This window comes from Streptomyces caelestis (genome assembly GCF_014205255.1).
GTDB lineage: Bacteria > Actinomycetota > Actinomycetes > Streptomycetales > Streptomycetaceae > Streptomyces > Streptomyces caelestis.
The window spans coordinates 5745681-5762238 of the sequence record NZ_JACHNE010000001.1 but is presented as its reverse complement, the minus strand read 5'-3'; the positions used below and the strand labels follow the sequence as shown (position 1 = coordinate 5762238).

Annotated in this window: 10 protein-coding genes; 3 read left to right on the top strand and 7 right to left on the bottom strand. The window is 72.9% G+C overall.

Features of this window, described 5'->3' with window-relative positions; translation table 11 throughout:
* Positions 1-3357 (bottom strand): ATP-dependent helicase, encoded by a 3357-nt coding sequence (locus HDA41_RS26500; protein ID WP_184987852.1) that lies wholly within the window; start codon positions 3355-3357, stop codon positions 1-3.
* A gap of 266 nt (positions 3358-3623) precedes the next feature.
* A complete protein-coding gene (locus HDA41_RS26495; RefSeq protein WP_221511602.1) occupies positions 3624-4046 on the bottom strand; it encodes an MGMT family protein in 423 nt (140 codons plus the stop codon).
* Positions 4047-4232: 186 nt separating this feature from the next.
* Between HDA41_RS26495 and HDA41_RS26490 the strand changes: the two genes are divergently transcribed.
* The 3 genes from HDA41_RS26490 to HDA41_RS26480 all read left to right on the top strand — a co-directional run bounded on the left by HDA41_RS26490 (position 4233) and on the right by HDA41_RS26480 (position 10320).
* Positions 4233-7094: a lysylphosphatidylglycerol synthase domain-containing protein gene (locus tag HDA41_RS26490; RefSeq protein ID WP_184987848.1), complete on the top strand. Its 2862-nt coding sequence runs from the start codon at positions 4233-4235 to the stop codon at positions 7092-7094.
* Positions 7095-7167: 73 nt separating this feature from the next.
* Positions 7168-8715 carry an alpha/beta hydrolase gene (locus HDA41_RS26485; RefSeq protein ID WP_184987846.1) on the top strand — a complete coding sequence of 516 codons (1548 nt, stop codon included), beginning with the start codon at positions 7168-7170 and terminating at the stop codon, positions 8713-8715.
* 135 nt (positions 8716-8850) lie between these two features.
* Entirely contained in the window at positions 8851-10320 is a 1470-nt protein-coding gene (locus HDA41_RS26480) for an alpha/beta hydrolase (protein ID WP_184987843.1), read from the top strand.
* A 92-nt stretch (positions 10321-10412) separates the two neighbouring features.
* Here the strand turns inward: HDA41_RS26480 and moeZ are convergent, their stop codons facing one another.
* The 5 genes from moeZ to HDA41_RS26455 form a co-directional block, all read right to left on the bottom strand.
* Positions 10413-11591, bottom strand: coding sequence for an adenylyltransferase/sulfurtransferase MoeZ (gene moeZ / locus HDA41_RS26475; protein ID WP_184987841.1), 1179 nt, complete (start codon positions 11589-11591; stop codon positions 10413-10415).
* Positions 11592-11654: 63 nt separating this feature from the next.
* Positions 11655-12404 (bottom strand): spherulation-specific family 4 protein, encoded by a 750-nt coding sequence (locus HDA41_RS26470; protein WP_184987839.1) that lies wholly within the window; start codon positions 12402-12404, stop codon positions 11655-11657.
* Complete coding sequence (locus HDA41_RS26465; RefSeq protein WP_184987837.1) at positions 12392-13351, bottom strand: NAD-dependent epimerase/dehydratase family protein; 960 nt, start codon at positions 13349-13351, stop codon at positions 12392-12394. Before HDA41_RS26465 ends, HDA41_RS26470 begins: the two co-directional genes overlap by 13 nt.
* 123 nt (positions 13352-13474) lie before the next feature.
* Positions 13475-14746, bottom strand: coding sequence for a hypothetical protein (locus tag HDA41_RS26460; protein WP_184987835.1), 1272 nt, complete (start codon positions 14744-14746; stop codon positions 13475-13477).
* Positions 14743-16464, bottom strand: a complete 1722-nt coding sequence (locus HDA41_RS26455) for a DUF3492 domain-containing protein (RefSeq protein ID WP_184987833.1) — start codon at positions 16462-16464, stop codon at positions 14743-14745. Before HDA41_RS26455 ends, HDA41_RS26460 begins: the two co-directional genes overlap by 4 nt.
* Positions 16465-16558: the final 94 nt, after the last annotated feature.

Below are 16558 nucleotides of genomic sequence, written 5' to 3'. Positions count from 1 at the left end.
TCACTCGACGACCTGGCGGCCCTCCTGCCGCGCGCTGCACGAGGCCCGGAACGCGCAGTGCGCGCAGTGCTGTCCGGCGGTCGGTGTGAACCGTTCGTCGAGGACCTTGCCGGCCGCGGTGGCCAACAGGTCGCCGACCCACTCCCCCTCCAGCGGCTCCTGGGCCTGCACCTTGGGCAGGGTCTCACCGCCGTCGCGCTGGGCGGCGCCCTGGCGCAGATGGACGAGTTCGGCGCCGCCGGGCTCGGGCCGCACACCGTCGAAGACGTCGTCGACGGCGCCCTCGCGGACCGCCAGTTGGTAGACCGCGAGCTGCGGGTGGCGTTCCACCTCCTTGCCGGTGGGCGCCTGTTTGCCGGTCTTGAAGTCGACGACGTAGGCACGGCCCTCGCCGTCGGCCTCCACGCGGTCCATCTGGCCGCGGATGCGCACCTGGTAGTCGCCGGCTTCGAGGGTGACGTCGAAGTCGTGCTCGCTGGCCACCGGGGTACGTCCGATGCGGTCCATGACGTGCCACTTCAGGAACCGTTCGAGCGCCACGCGCGCGTTGTCCTTCTCCTGCTCCGACTTCCACGGCGCGTCGAAGGCGAGGGCGTTCCACACGGAGTCAAGCCGTTCCATGAGGACGGAGAGGTCGGCCGGGGTGTGCCCGGAGGCGACCTCGTCGGCGAGGACGTGCACCACGTTGCCGAAGCCCTGGGCGGCGGTCGCGGGCGCGTCGGCCTTCACCTCGCGGCCGAGGAACCATTGCAGGGCACAGGTGTTGGCGAGCTGGTCGAGGGCGCTGCCGGAGAGCACGACGGGCTGGTCGCGGTCGCGCAGCGGCACCTTGGACTCCGTCGGCTCGAACATGCCCCACCAGCGGTAGGGGTGCGCGGACGGCACCAAGGGGCGGCCGTCCTCGTCGGCGAGGGCGGCGAGCCGGGCGAGGCGGCGGGCTGCGGCCTCCCGGAGCGCGTCGGAGACACGCGGGTCGACGGTGGTGGCGCGCAGCTCGGCGACGAGTGCCGCGACGGAGAGGGGGCGGCGCGGGCGTCCGGTGACGTCCTTGGGTTCGACGCCGAGTTCGGTCAGGAAGCGGGAGGGCTGGTCACCGTCGTCCGCCGGGGCCTTGACCGCCGTCACGACGAGGCGTTCCCCCGCGCGCGTGGCGGCCACGTAGAACAGGCGGCGCTCCTCGGCGAGCAGCGCGCCCGGGGTGAGGGGTTCGGCGAGTCCGTCGCGGCCGATGCGGTCGGCCTCCAGCAGGGAGCCGCGGCGGCGCAGGTCCGGCCACAGGCCCTCCTGGACGCCCGCGACGACCACGAGGCGCCATTCCAGGCCCTTGGAGCGGTGCGCGGTCATCAGGCGGACGGCGTCGGGGCGTACGGCACGCCGCGTGAGGGTGTCGGCGGCGATGTCCTCGGCCTCGATCTCCTCCAGGAAGTTGAGGGCGCCCCGGCCGCCGGTGCGCTCCTCGGCACGGGCCGCGGTCGCGAACAGCGCGCACACGGCGTCCAGATCGCGGTCCGCGTTGCGCCCGGCCGCGCCGCCCCGGCGGGCGGCCCGCTCCAGCCGCGTGGGCCACGGCGTGCCCTCCCACAGGTCCCACAGGGCCTCCTCGGCCGTCCCGCCGCCCGCCAGCCGCTCCCGGGCCTTGCCCAGCAGCGCGCCGAGGCGCTGGGCGCCGCGCGCGTACGTGGGGTCGTGCACGGCGAGGCGCTCCGGCTCGGCGAGCGCCCGCGCGAGCAGCAGGTCGGAGGGCGGCGGCAGCGGGTTGCCCGCGGCCCGTTCCTCGTCGCGCAGGGCCCGGCCGAGGCGGCGCAGGTCTGCGGCGTCCATGCTCGCCAGCGGGGAGGTGAGGAGGGTGAGGGCGGTCTCGGTGTCGAGCCAGCAGGTGTCCGGCCACGTGGAAGGGGCGTCCTCGGAGGAGGTGTCCCTCTCGGAGTCCTGGGGCTCAGCGGGTCCCGTCCCACAAGTCCCCGCCTCCGCCGTGGCCACCGCCCGCAGCGCCGTCAGCAGCGGTGCCACCGCCGGTTCGTGGCGCAGGGGCACGTCGTCGCCGTCGACGTCCACGGGTACGCCGGCCGCCGTGAGGGCGCGGCGGACCGTCGGGATGGTGCGGGAGCCGGCGCGCACCAGGACGGCCATCTCGCTCCAGGGGACACCGTCTTCGAGGTGGGCCCTGCGGAGGATGTCGGCGATGTTGTCCAGCTCCGTCCCGGACGTCGGGTACGTGTACGCCTCGACGCGGCCGCCGTCCCGAACGGGGGCGAGTTCGCGGTGGGCACGCACCTTCTCGGCGGGCAGGCGGGTCAGCGGCATGCGCTGGGTCAGCAGCCGGGTGGCGGCCAGCAGGGCGGCGCCGGAGCGGCGGGACGTGCGCAGCACCGCGACCGGGGCCGGGCGGCCGTCCGCGCGCGGGAAGGCGTGCGGGAAGTCGAGGATGCCGTTCACGTCCGCCCCGCGGAACGCGTAGATCGACTGGTCGGGGTCTCCGAAGGCGACGAGCGTACGGCCGCCGCCGGCCAGTGCGTGCAGGAGCCGTACCTGAGCGGGATCGGTGTCCTGGTACTCGTCGACGTAGACGGCGTCGTACCGGGCGGCGAGCCGCGCGGCCACCTCGGGCCGGCGGGCGAGGAGCACCGCGCGGTGGACGAGTTCCGCGTAGTCGATCACGCCCTGGAGGTCGAGTACGTCGAGGTACTCGGCGAGGAAGGCGGCGGCGGCGCGCCAGTCGGGGCGTCCCGTGCGGCGGGCGAAGGCGTCCAGGGCTTGAGGGCCGAGACCCAGTTCACGGGTGCGGGCGAGGACCGCGCGGACCTCGTCGGCGAAACCGCGGGTGGTCAGGCAGGCGCGCAGTTCGTCCGGCCAGCGCACGTGCGCGAGGCCCAGCCGCTCCAGGTCCACCTGGCCGGCGAGCATCTCCCGGACCGAGACGTCCTGCTCGGGGCCGGACAGCAGCCGCAGCGGCTCCACGAACAGGTCGCTGTCCTGGTGGGCGCGGACCAGGGCGTAGCAGAACGAGTGGAAGGTGGTCGCCTGGGGAGCGCGGGCCGCGCCGCTCCGCAGGGCCATGCGGTCGCGCAGCTCGACGGCCGCCCTGCGGCTGAAGGTGAGCACCAGGACGCGCTCGGGGTCCCCGCCCCGGGCGATGCGCTCGGCCACGGACTCGACGAGCGTGGTGGTCTTGCCGGTGCCCGGACCCGCGAGAACCAGCAGCGGGCCGGTGGTGTGGTCAACCACGGAGCGCTGCGAGGCGTCCAAAAGAGGGGGGTCCAGCCGGGCAGGAGGGGTACGTACCAATCGGTAAGCGCCACGGCTCCCCCGCCGCACGCGGGGGTGCGACAGGCCGCTGGAGGAGAAAGAGGAGCTCACGTGGTTCGCCGGTCCTGGTGGAAGTGCTGGTTGACGGGCCACCGCGCGTGGCGGGCGGTGACCGCGGGGTGACGGGGACGCGTGCAGGCGACGCTACGCCGACGGGCGAGGCGGAAGCAGGGCTTCCGATTCTTCCCGCCAGTCACTCAGGACGCCCATGGCACTCATGTCCCTCCTCTCACGAACGTACGTCATGCCGAAGGCGTGCCCCGATTCCCCCGTCCGGATCACGCGTCACACGCGAGGGCGCCCGATGGCGGAAGCTGTCAGGTGTGACCCTCCGCGCGTTCGCCGCCGTCCCAGCGCGCCCGTCTCATGTCGAGGCGCGGCAGGTGGCCCTCGGCGGCCCGGCTCGCCTCTTTCAGGGGCGTGCCCTCCGCGCGGTAGTGGCCGAGCGCCCGCTGCTCGTGCCCCGGGAGCAGGACGCCGTCCGCCCGGACCACGCGCCACCAGGGAACGGCTCCGCCGTAGAGAGCCATCACGCGGCCGACCTGCCGCGGACCGCCCTCCTCCAGCCACTCGGCGACGTCCCCGTATGTCATGACACGGCCCGGCGGGATCAGTTCGGCGACGTCCAGGACCCGATCGGCGTACGCGGGCAGCGCTTCCCCGGGCTCCTCACGGGTGTCGTCGTACCCCGCGTGGGCGCCCTGCGCGCCGGCGTCCTCCGGAAGACTCTCCTCACTCATCCGCCCCATCCTGCCCCACCCCACCGACAACGGGACGGGCGTGCTCCGGAGCGTTTCCCTCGCCCGGCAGGAGCGCGTCGGGCAGACTGTCCGCCCCCGCATGTGCACCCTGATGCCCCCGTGTGTCGGTGCGGCATGCCACCATCGTGCGGGCGGTGACCGGTGATACGAGACCAAGAAGAGACGATGAAGCAGCAGGGTGCGCACCCCGAGGACGCGGAGGGCACCTCTGACGCTTCGTCGCGCCCGGGCACCCCCGACAACGGCCGGAAGCGGGCCGGTGACCAGGCCGGGACTGCCGCCGGGGAGTCCGGCACGAAGGCCCCGATCGCAACCGAGAAGGCCGGCGGGAGGACTCCGACCGCAGCCGAGAAGTCCGGCACGAAGGCTCCGACCGCAGCCACGTCCGGCAACAAGGCCCCGACGGCTCCCGAGGACGAGGACACCGTGCACATCGACGAGGTGGAGGGCGACGAACCGCTGCTCCCCGCGCGCGTGCACCGCCCGTCCGATCTGATGCGGCTCCTGGTGGGCGTGCTCGCCGTCGCGCTGCTGATCGGAATCGCCGCGTTCGCGCACGGCACCACCTCGGGCCTCGAACAGGACATCAACAAGGGCACGGGCCAGGCGCCCGACCTGCTCATCAAGGTCGCGGGGCTGGCCTCCAGCATCGCGATCCTGCTGGTGCCGGTCGCCTTCGCCATCGAGCGGCTGATCAAACGGGACGGGCTCAGGATCGCCGACGGCGTGCTCGCTGCCGTCCTCGCCCACGGTGTGACCCTCGCCACCGACCTGTGGGTCGCCCGCGCCGCCCCCGACTCGATCCAGGAGGCGCTCACCCAGCCCTCCCCCGGCGACATCCACGCGCTCACCGACCCCGTGCACGGCTATCTGGCGCCGGTCATCGCGTACATGACGGCCGTCGGCATGTCGCGCCGCCCCAGATGGCGCACGGTGCTGTGGGTCGTGCTGCTCCTCGACGCCTTCTCGATGCTCGTCACCGGCTACACGACACCGTTCTCGATCATCCTGACGGTGCTGATGGGCTGGACCGTGGCCTACGGCACGCTCTACGCGGTCGGCTCGCCCAACGTCCGGCCCACCGGGCAGACCCTGATGGCGGGCCTGCGGACCGTCGGCTTCCGCCCGGTCAGCGCGTCACGCGAGGACACTCCGGACCACAACCCGGACACCGGGGACCGCGGGCGGCGCTACTTCGTCACGCTCGAGGACGGCCCGCCTCTGGACGTGACCGTGGTCGACCGGGAGCAGCAGGCCCAGGGCTTCTTCTACCGCGCCTGGCGCAATCTGACCCTGCGCGGCTTCGCCACCCGCAGCAGCCTCCAGTCGCTGCGCCAGGCCCTGGAACAGGAAGCGCTGCTGGCGTACGCGGCGATCGCGGCCGGCGCCAACGCGCCCAAGCTGATCGCCACCTCCGAGCTCGGTCCCGACGCGGTGATGCTCGTCTACGAGCACAGCGGCGGCCGCACCCTGGACTCCCTGCCGGACGAGGAGATCACGGACGATCTGCTGAGCGACACCTGGCACCAGGTGAAGGCTCTGCAGTCCCGGCGCATCGCGCACCGCAGGCTGGTCGGCGACGCGATTCTGGTGGATCGTTCCGGCACGGTGATCCTCACCGATCTGCGCGTCGGCGAGATCGCGGCCGGCGACCTGCTGCTGCGCATGGACACGTCCCAGCTGCTGGTGACCCTCGGCCTGCGGGTGGGCGCCGAGCGGGCAGTCGCCTCGGCGGTCGAGGTGCTCGGCCCCGACGCGGTGGCGGACTGTCTGCCCATGCTCCAGCCCATCGCGCTCAGCCGCTCCACGCGCGCGACGTTGCGCAGACTGGCCCGGGAGCGGGCACAGCGCGAGCGCGAAGCGGTCCTGGAGGCGTCCCGGCAGGCCAAGCAGGCCCGTCTGGAGGACGCCTCGGACGACGCCGTACCGGTCTTGGAGAAACCCGACAAGAAGGCCGTACGGGCGGAGCAGCGGGCCGAGAAGCGTGCCATCGACGAGGCCCTGGAGGAGGCGCGCGAGGAGGACCTGCTCACGCAGATCCGGCACGAGGTGCTGCGGATCAGGCCGCAGGCACCGGTCGAGCCGGCCCGGCTGGAGCGGGTGCGGCCGCGCACGCTGATCAGTTTCATGGCCGGAGCGATCGGCGCGTACTTCCTGCTGACGCAGCTCACGCACATCGAGTTCGGGCCGCTCATCGCGAACGCCGAGTGGGGCTGGGTCGCCGCGGCCGTGCTGTTCTCGATGGTCAGCTACGTCGCGGCGGCGATGGCTCTGCTGGGGTTCGTGCCCGAGCGGGTGCCGTTCGTGCGGACCGTGGCGGCGCAGGTCGCCGGGTCCTTCGTGAAGATCGTCGCCCCGGCGGCGGTGGGCGGTGTCGCCCTGAACACGCGCTTCCTCCAGCGCGCGGGAGTGCGGCCGGGGCTCGCGGTGGCGAGCGTCGGAGCGTCGCAGCTGTTCGGGCTCGGCTGCCACATCCTGATGCTGCTTGCCTTCGGCTATCTGACCGGCACCGAGAAGACGCCGTCGCTGTCGCCGTCCCGGACGGTCATCGCCGGTCTGCTGACGGTGGCGGTGCTCGTGCTCGTGGTGACCTCTGTGCCGTTCCTGCGGAAGTTCGTCGTCACGCGTGTGAGGTCGCTGTTCGCCGGTGTCGTGCCGCGCATGCTGGACGTGCTCCAGCGGCCGCAGAAGCTGGTCACCGGCATCGGCGGCATGCTGTTGCTGACCGCCTGTTTCGTGATGTGCCTGGACGCGTCGATCCGCGCGTTCGGCGACGAGTCCACGTCGATCAGCCTCGCCAGCGTCGCCGTCGTCTTCCTCGCGGGCAACGCCCTGGGGTCCGCGGCGCCGACGCCGGGCGGTGTGGGGGCGGTCGAGGCGACCCTGACGGTCGGTCTGATCGCCGTCGGGCTGCCTAAGGAGGTCGCGGCACCGGCGGTCCTGCTGTTCCGCCTGCTGACGCTGTGGCTGCCCGTGCTGCCGGGCTGGCTGGCCTTCAACCATCTGACGCGCAAGCAGGCCCTTTAGCCTCACGGAACCCTCTTACCTCGTACGGCACGCGTCCCGAGCGCCCCGCCCCGGACCGCCGCAGGATGGAACCATGCCCGCCCTCCTCCGGCTGCGCGCCGCCGCACTGACCGCCACCGCCGTGCTGCTGTCCACCGTGCTGGCCGGCTGCGGTGACGACGAGGCCGAGGACGAGGACCTGACGCAGCAGGAGCTGAGCTGGGAGGACTGCCCGACTCCGTCCGACGCGCAGGGAGGAGGCGCCGCGCCCTCACCGCTGCCGGACGGCGGCGAGTGGCAGTGCGCCACCATGAAGGCCCCGCTCGACTGGGACGACCCCAAGGGCGACACGATCGGCCTCGCGCTGATCCGGGCCAGGAGCAGCGGCGACGGGAGCGCACGCATCGGCTCGCTGATCTTCAACTTCGGCGGCCCCGGCGGCTCGGGCGTCACCTCGCTGCCGTCCTTCGCGGAGGACTTCGAGGCCCTGCGCACCCGCTACGACCTGGTCAGCTTCGACCCCCGCGGAGTCGGCCGCAGCGCCCCCGTGATCTGCCAGAACGACCAGCAGCTCGACGCGTACTTCCAGCAGGACGGGACCCCCGACGACGCCGCCGAGCGCACCGAACTCCTCGACAGCACCGAAGGGTTCAACGAAGCCTGCGAGCAGAACTCCAAGAAGATGCTGCCGCACGTGCGCACCACCGACGCCGCCCGCGACCTGGACCTGATGCGCCAGGTCCTCGGCGACGACAAGCTCCACTACTTCGGCATCTCCTACGGCACCGAACTCGGCGGCGTCTACGCCCACCTGTTCCCCAAGAAGGTCGGCCGTGCCGTGTTCGACGCCGTCGTCGACCCCGCGAAGAACGGCGAGCAGGGCTCGCTGGCGCAGGCCAAGGGATTCCAGCTCGCTCTCGACAACTTCGCCGAGGACTGCGTGTCGAAGACCGAGGAGTGCCCCATCGGCGACAGCGCGCAGGACGTGAAGGGCCGTATCGCCACGCTGCTGAAGGACCTCGACCGCAGGCCGATCCCGGGCGTCTTCCCTCGTGAACTGACCCAGACCGCGGCGACCAACGGCATCGTGCAGGCGCTGTACTCGCAGGATTTCTGGGAGTACCTCACCCAGGGCCTGCAGCAGGCGTACGACGGTGACGGCACGATTCTGATGCTGCTGTCCGACTTGGCGAACGGGCGCAGTGAGAACGGCGAATACGACAACTCGACCGCCGCACACAAGGCCATCAGCTGCGCCGACGCCAAACCCCGCTACGACGCCGCCTACGTGGAGCGGAAGCTGCCCGAGTTCCGGGCCGCGTCCGCCCTGTTCGGCGACGCCATGGCGTGGGGCATGATCGGCTGCACCGACTGGGCCGTGGCGGGCGCCGCCGACCATCCGGACGTGAGCGCGCCGGGTGCGGCGCCGATCCTGGTCGTCGGCAACACCGGCGACCCGGCCACCCCGTACGAGGGCGCACGGAAGATGGTGGAGGCGCTGGGCAAGGGGGTCGGGGTCGAGCTGACGTACCGGGGGCAGGGGCACGGCGCCTACAGCAGCAAGGACAAGTGCGTGCAGGGCGCGGTGAACGGCTATCTGCTGGACGGAAAGGTGCCGCGGGCGGGGACCGTCTGTACCTGAGATCAGCCCACGAATCAGCAAACGCACAGGTCAGAAGGTTATCCACAGGCTGCAACGGCCGACGCGGGATCTGCCTACCATGGCCTGACCGCCATCCGCGGCACGTGCGGACGGCCTACAGGGGGGGATGGGCACATGACGCGTTTCGCACGGTGGGCCGCTCTGGCGGTCGCCTCGGCACTGCTCGCCGCGGGCTGCAGCGGCGGCTCGTCGGACGACGACAAGGGCGGACTCTCCTGGGGCCGCTGCAAGACCACGGCCGACGGCCCGGCGCCGAGCAGCGACTGGCAGTGCGCGACGCTGAAGGTGCCGCTGGACTGGTCGAAGCCGGACGGCGAGACGATAGGGCTGGCGCTGATCCGCGCCAAGGCCCGCGGTGGCGACCGCGTCGGCTCGCTCCTGTTCAACTTCGGCGGCCCCGGCGCCTCGGGCGTGTCCATGATGCCGTCGTACGCCCCGACCGTCTCCCGACTGCGTGAGCGGTACGACCTGGTGAGCTGGGACCCGCGCGGGGTCGGCGCCAGCGAGGGCGTGCGCTGCCGCGGCGACAAGGAGATCCAGGCGGCCGAGTCGGTGGACGTCACCCCGGACACACCCGCCGAGGAGAAGGCCTACTTCCAGGACGCCGCCGACTTCGCCAAGGGCTGCCGGAAGGACGCCGGGAAGCTGATGGCGCATGTGTCGACCGCCGACTCGGCCCGCGACATGGACCGCATCCGGGAGGTCCTCGGCGACGAGAAGATGCACTACTTCGGCATCTCCTACGGCACCGAACTGGGCGGCACGTATGCGCACCTGTTCCCGAAGAAGGTGGGGCGGATGACCCTGGACGCGGTCGTCGACCCCGGCGCCGACGCGGTGGGGCACGCCAAGAACCAGGCCAGGGGCTTCCAGCGCGCGCTGAACGGCTACCTCGAGTCCACGGGACAGGACCCGGCGGAGGGATCGCGGAAGATCGCGGACCTGCTGCGGCGGATCGACACCCGGCCCCTGCCGACGGGCACGCCCGGGCGGAAGCTGACGCAGACCCTCGCGGCCACCGGCATCATCCTGCCGCTGTACAGCAAGGACAGCTGGCCGACGCTGACCAGTGCCCTCGACGCGGCCGAGCGGGGAGACGGCTCGGAGCTGCTGGCCCTCGCCGACGGCTACAACGAACGCGACTCGTCGGGACGCTACGGCACGACCACCCACGCGCAACGGGTCATATCGTGCCTCGACGACCGGCAGCGGCCGACCGCGGCGACCACCAGGAAGCTGCTGCCGGAGTTCGAGAAGATCTCCCCCGTCTTCGGGACGTTCCTCGGCTGGGACACGGCCGGCTGGTGCCACGACTGGCCGGTGCCCGGGCAGCACGACACCCCGGAGGTGAGCGCCCCCGGCGCGGCACCGGTCCTGGTCGTCGGCAACACCGGCGACCCGGCCACCCCGTACGAGGGTGCCCGCAGGATGGCCGACGAGCTGGGCAAGGGCGTCGGAGTGATGCTCACCTGGCGGGGCGAGGGACATGGCGCGTACGGCAGCGGCAGCGACTGCGTCGACTCCACGGTGGACGCGTATCTGCTGGACGGTTCGGTGCCGAAGGACGGCAAGGTCTGCTCATGATGACGGCGGGGGCTCCGGGCACCCGTGGTGCGCGAAACCCCCGCCGTTCGCGAAGGGAGGCCGGCTACGGTTCGGTATGCCGGCTCGTCCGGTCAGTACACCGGCTTGTCCGGCTCGATCTGGTTGACCCAGCCGATCACGCCGCCGCCGACGTGGACCGCGTCCGAGAAGCCCGCGGACTTCAGGACCGCGAGGACTTCCGCACTGCGGACACCCGTCTTGCAGTGCAGGACGATCTTCTTGTCCTGCGGGAGGCTCTCCAGGGCGGTGCCCATGAGGAACTCGTTCTTCGGGATCAGCCGGGCGCCCGGGATGGAGACGATCTCGTACTCGTTCGGCTCACGGACGTCGATGATGTCGATGCTCTCGCCGTCGTCGATCCACTCCTTGAGCTGCTTGGGAGTGATCGTGGAGTCGGCGGCCGCCGCCTGGGCCTCCTCGGAGACGACGCCGCAGAAGGCCTCGTAGTCGATGAGCTCGGTGACGGTCGGGTTCTCGCCGCAGACCGCGCAGTCGGGGTCCTTGCGGACCTTGACCTGGCGGTACTGCATCTCCAGGGCGTCGTAGATCATCAGCCGGCCGACCAGCGGCTCACCGATGCCGGCGAGCAGCTTGATGGCCTCGTTGACCTGGATGGAGCCGATGGATGCGCACAGCACACCGAGGACGCCGCCCTCGGCGCAGGAGGGGACCATGCCGGGGGGCGGGGGCTCCGGGTACAGGCAGCGGTAGCAGGGGCCGTGCTCGGACCAGAAGACGGAGGCCTGGCCGTCGAAGCGGTAGATCGAGCCCCACACGTACGGCTTGTTCAGCAGCACGCAGGCGTCGTTGACCAGGTAGCGGGTCGCGAAGTTGTCCGTGCCGTCGACGATCAGGTCGTACTGGCTGAAGATGTCCATCACGTTGTCGGCCTCGAGCCGCTCCTCGTGAAGGATCACGTTCACGTACGGGTTGATGCCCTTGACGCTGTCGCGGGCGGACTCCGCCTTGGAGCGGCCGATGTCGGCCTGGCTGTGGATGATCTGGCGCTGCAGGTTCGACTCGTCGACCTCGTCGAACTCCACGATGCCGAGGGTGCCGACGCCCGCGGCGGCCAGGTACATCAGCGCCGGCGAGCCCAGGCCGCCGGCGCCCACACACAGCACCTTGGCGTTCTTCAGCCGCTTCTGCCCGTCCATCCCCACGTCGGGGATGATCAGGTGGCGGGAGTACCTGCGGACCTCGTCTACGGTGAGCTCGGAAGCCGGCTCGACCAGGGGTGGCAGCGACACGGGGACTCCGTTGGTCGGTCAATCACTACGGTTGTTCTCCCCGTAACAGTGCCATGTGCTTTTTCATTCCGAGACACCCGTTCCGACCAACGAGACGATGTCGTCCCAGTAGCCGGGCATGGTCTCCCAGGGGTCGGAGCGGCCGCCCTGGTCCGTGCGGTCGGTGAACCAGATCGTCGCGGCGCCCTGCCGGCGGGCGATGCGCAGTGCCTCCGCCAGGTGCGGGCGGGACACTCCATGGACGAAGTGGCAGAAGCGCTCGGGCGGATGGTCGGAGGTCCACTCGGCCACCTGCGACCAGCGGTAGTCGCCCCACGGGCCGGAAAACGTGACCAGCTGGTCGGCGAGTTCGGCGTAACCCGGGTGCGGGTGGATGCCGTGGCCGAGGACGATGTGGGCATCGTCACGGATCACGCGGAGCGTGGCAACAGTGCGGCGCACCTCGGGCAGCCCGGCGTGGTCCGCCGGGCAGCGCTCCAGGAGGAACCCGTCGACCTGGTACCAGTCGACGAACCGGTGGGCGTCCGAGATCAGCTCGCCGAAGTTCCGGGTGCCATAGCGGGTGTCGAGGTGGCCGAGGACGCGGATGCCCGCGTTGCGCAGGCGGCCGGCCGCCTCCAGGCAGTGCGGGTCGGGGCGGGCGCCGGGTCCGTCGGCCACATTGAGGACCACCCAGTGCAGCGGGGTGCCGGGGCGGGTGAGTTCGCCCCACTCGGTGGGGGCGAGGAGGGGGTGAGCGTAACCGGGGACGCCGACGCCGGGGCGGAGTTCCGTACCGGAGGTGCGGGGGCGTGTGCTGGTCAGATGCGGCATGCCGCCTCCATCCAGATGTCGGCGAGGGACTCCTCCAGGCCGATCCGGGGGCGCCAGCCGAGCCGGTCGCGGGCCGTGCGCACATCGGCCTGCTGCCAGTTGCCGCAGCCGTCCGGGTACGGGTACGCGACCGGGGGCGCGTGGTCCGGGTCCGGGCGGGGGTGGCCGATGGCCGGGCGCAGGGCACCGGGGGCGCCGTCGAGTTCGTGGAGGGCACCGCCGTATCCGGCCACGCGGGCGAGGACCGCGGCGGCGTCGCGCAGGCGTACGGCGCGGCCGGAGCCGATGTTGATGACGCCCTGCGCGGCGGAGAGCGAGGCGGCGTGGACGGCGCGGGCGACGTCGCGGACGTCGACGAAGTCGCGCTGCGCGCCGAGGCCGCCGAGTTTCAGCTCGCCGTCGCCGGACTGCATGGCCCGGCGCATGGCCTCGGCGAGCCGGCCCAGCGGGGAGCCGGCGGGGGTGCCGGGTCCGGCCGGTGAGAAGACGCGCAGGACGACGGCGTCCAGGCCGGAGCCCAGGACCAGTTCGGTGGCGGCGAGCTTGCTGACGCCGTACGGGCCGCCGGGCCGGGGGACGGCGTCCTCCGCCGTGGAGGAGCCGGGCTGGCTGGGACCGTACTCGGCGCTGCACCCGATCTGCACCAGACGGGCACCGCAGCCGCTGCGGCGCAGGGCCTCGCAGACGGTGGCCACGGCGACGGTGTTGTGGCGGGTGAGCTCGCGGGCACCGCCCCTGGTGGCGCCGGCGCAGTTGACGACGACGCCCGGGTGGACCGCGTCGAGGAAGCGGGTGAGGGCACCGGGGCTGCCGGACGCGAGGTCGAAGCGGACATCGGCGTCGTCGCCGCGGCCGAGGGCGGTGAGCTGCACGGCCGGGTCGGCGAGCAGGCGGTCGGCGACGAAGCGCCCGATGTAGCCGTTGGCTCCGATCAGCAGGACTCTCATCGCGCGGCTCCCGGGGCGGCCGGGGCTGCTGGGCGGCTGGTCATGCGGGTTCTCCTTGAGGCGGGAGGGGAGGGATGTGTCGGGTGCTGCCGGCGGCGACGGGGCCGGTGGTGGCAGCGGCGGTCACCGGGAGGGCTCCGGTGGTGCGTGGGCCGAGGCCCTGGTCAGCTTGCGGGTCGCGTGGACCAGGAGGGCCAGGGCCGCCGCGCCGCAGGCGAGGCTGGGGACGCTGCCGGCACCCCAGGTGGTGACGAGGGCTTCGACGGGGGTCGCCAGGACACCGCAGCCGGGGAGGCGGGAGGCGAAGACCGCGGCGAGGGCGGCCGCCTGGATCGTGGCCGTGGCGGTGAGGACCACGGCCGGGGCGTAGGCGAAGCCGTGGGTGGTGAGGAGGCGGGCCAGGAAGAGGAGGCCTCCCAGGGTGAGGGCCTCCGGGTAGGCCGCGGGCTCGTCGAGGACTGCGGCGCAGAGGGTGAGCAGGACCGCCAGGGCGCCCATGAACAGGGCGACGACGCCGAGCAGGAGCGGTCGTACGGCGGCGGCGAAGTCCTCCAGGCCGCGGCTGGCCGCGAGTTTGCGGCGGGCGCGCACGGTGAAGAGGTGGGCGGTCCAGGCGGCGGGCGCGCAGACCAGGGCGAGGGCCAGGACGGGGGTGGTGGTGAGGGGCCAGGGGCCGTCGGCCGTGCCGGTGGGCAGGCCGTCGGGGCCTCCGGCGACGGCGCTGTCGAGCAGGCCGTTGCCCAGGACGGCGTAGGCCACGAGCCAAGTGGTCCAGGTGGTGGCCCTGCCGGGGGCTGTGCGGTCGGGTCTGCTCAGGGGACCTCGGCGCAGGGCCGCGCGGAGGGCCAGAGCCACGGCGAGGGTGCCGGCTGCCGCTGCGAACAGGCGCGACCGGCCGTGGGTGAGGTGCACGGCGGCCACGGCGGCGGTGCACAGCGTGCCCGGCAGGAGTGTCAGCAGGGCCCAGTCGGCGCGTGCCCGTGGAGTGGCGGGCGCGGCGGGCGCGGGTGCGTCGCCGTCCCGCGAGACCCGCGCGTACATCTCCTCCGCGAGGGAGAAGACGTCCCGGTGGCGGAAGCGGCCGGCGGTCCGGTCGGTGATGCCGTGTGCCTCCAGACCCGCCGCGATCTCGAGGGGGTCCACCGCACGCTCGCAGAGCTCCCGGTGACGGTGCATCAGCGCCTTCACGGGGTCGGCGGCACCGCGACGCGGGGCGGACGGCTTGCGGTCGGCGGCCTTCTCGGGGGCGGGCTCGGGCGTGGTCGCGGGGCTCGGTGCCTGCTCCGGGGCCCGCGCGGGCGGGGTCCCGGGGTTCGGTGCCTGCTCCGGGCGGGCGCCCCGCGCCCCCGGGCCGGCCGGGGCCTCCGGGCGGTCCAGTTCGCCCAATCCGGTCATCGTGCTCCCTCCGGGGCGGAGACGGGAGTGGTCGCGCGTGCGGGTCCGTTCGTCGCCCAGCCGGGGCCGCCGCGGGCGATGAGGCCGGGCGACGGGGCGGCCCAGCGGATCGGGACGTGGTCCTCGGCGGGAACCGCGAAGGGCAGTGGCGCCCCCGTTTCGTCGAGGACCACGCGGCGGACCGGCGTGCGCGAGACTATCTCCAGGTAAATGCCGTGAAATGCCTCGATGTTCTGCTCGACCGTGAACAGTTCGAGAGCCCGGACCCGGGCGGCGGCCCCCAGGCGCGCACGGCGCTCGGGGTCGCGCAGCAGCGCCACGCACGCCTCGGCGAGCGCCCGCGGGTTGCGCGGCGGTACGACGAGTCCGGTGCCGCCGATGACCTCCACGACGGCGCCGACGTCCGTCGACACCGTCACGCGTCCGCAGAGCATGGCCTCGACGAGGCTGATCGGGAAGCCCTCGACGACGCTGGACAGGACGGTCACGGCGCCCGAGGCGTGGGCGTCGGCGAGGGCCGGGAGTTCGGGGCCGCCGATCTCCTCGAAGGACACCGGGTTGTCACCGTCGGCGTGCGGGCCGTCGGCCTCGTCGGGGAAGAGCTGGGCGGCCAGTGTCCGGCAGTGGCCGAGGTAGGCCGTGCCCTCGGCACCGGCGGGGGTTCCGACGATGCGCAGACGCGTCTTCGGCTGTCGCTTGCGGATCTCCGCGAAGGCGTGCAGCAGCGAGACCAGGTCCTTGGCGGGTTCGACGCGTCCGACCCAGACGAGCGTGTCCGGGTCGGCGCACTCGGGGGACTCGCCGACCTCGGCGAAGGGCCGGGCGTCCATGCCGGGGTAGACCGTGCGGAGCTTCTCGCGGTCGGCGCCGCAGCGCTCCTGCCAGCGGCGGGCGTGCGTGTTGCCGGCCGTGACGACCTCGGCCCGTGCGTAGGCCTCGGCCGCCAGCCTGCCGTGGAAGGCCGCCAGCAGGGACCGTACGGCGGGCGGGGCGTCCGGGGCGGTCAGGTAGTGGGTGCGCAGGCGCACGCCGTACTCGGTGACCAGCAGGGGAACGCCGGTGAAGTGGCGGGCGAGCAGGCCCGGCAGGGCGGCCGGGCCGCCGGACGCGGCGTGGCAGAGGTCGACCGCGCCGAGTCCGTTGTCCTCGTACCAGTCGAGGGAGAGGGGGCGCAGGGCGCGTTCCAGATGTGCGGCCACGGCGAGCAGATCCGGTACGCGCGCCTCACGCGCCGCGCGGTGGGCGCCGGGCGCGCGGCAGGCGCGTTCCAGGGTGCGTACGGCGGTTTCGGAGCGGAAAGCTCCCACCAGGCCGCCGGCCTCGCGGGCGAGCTCGGCGAGCCCGTACAGAGCGTTGGCGAAACGGTCCACCTCAGGGGTCGACGCACTCTCGGAAGGCCCCTCGTCGGCGCTCGGCGCGCCCCCGGACGCCCCGCTCAGCACGGCTGCCAGTTCGCCGAAGCACTCGGTGAACCGCCGGCGCGCGCGGCGGCCCAGGACCATTTCGTCGTCCTCGGCCATCCACAACGGCGCGGTGCGCACCCTGCGGACGTTCGGCGGCAGCGGGACCCAGCCCTCGTCCTCCTGGTGTTCGCTGCGGCTGAGCGCGTAGACGTCGAACTCGTGCTGTCCGAGCCCGTGCACCAGCCGGTCGCACCAGAGTCTGGCGTCACCGCTCACGTACGGATAGCCACCCTCCGTAAGCAGTCCGATGCGCACGAGTGCACCCCCGATCTCCCGTATGGGGAGCCGCCGTTGTCCGGGCGGCTCGCAGCGGGACGAACGTATGCGGACAAGGCGGTGGCGCGACGGA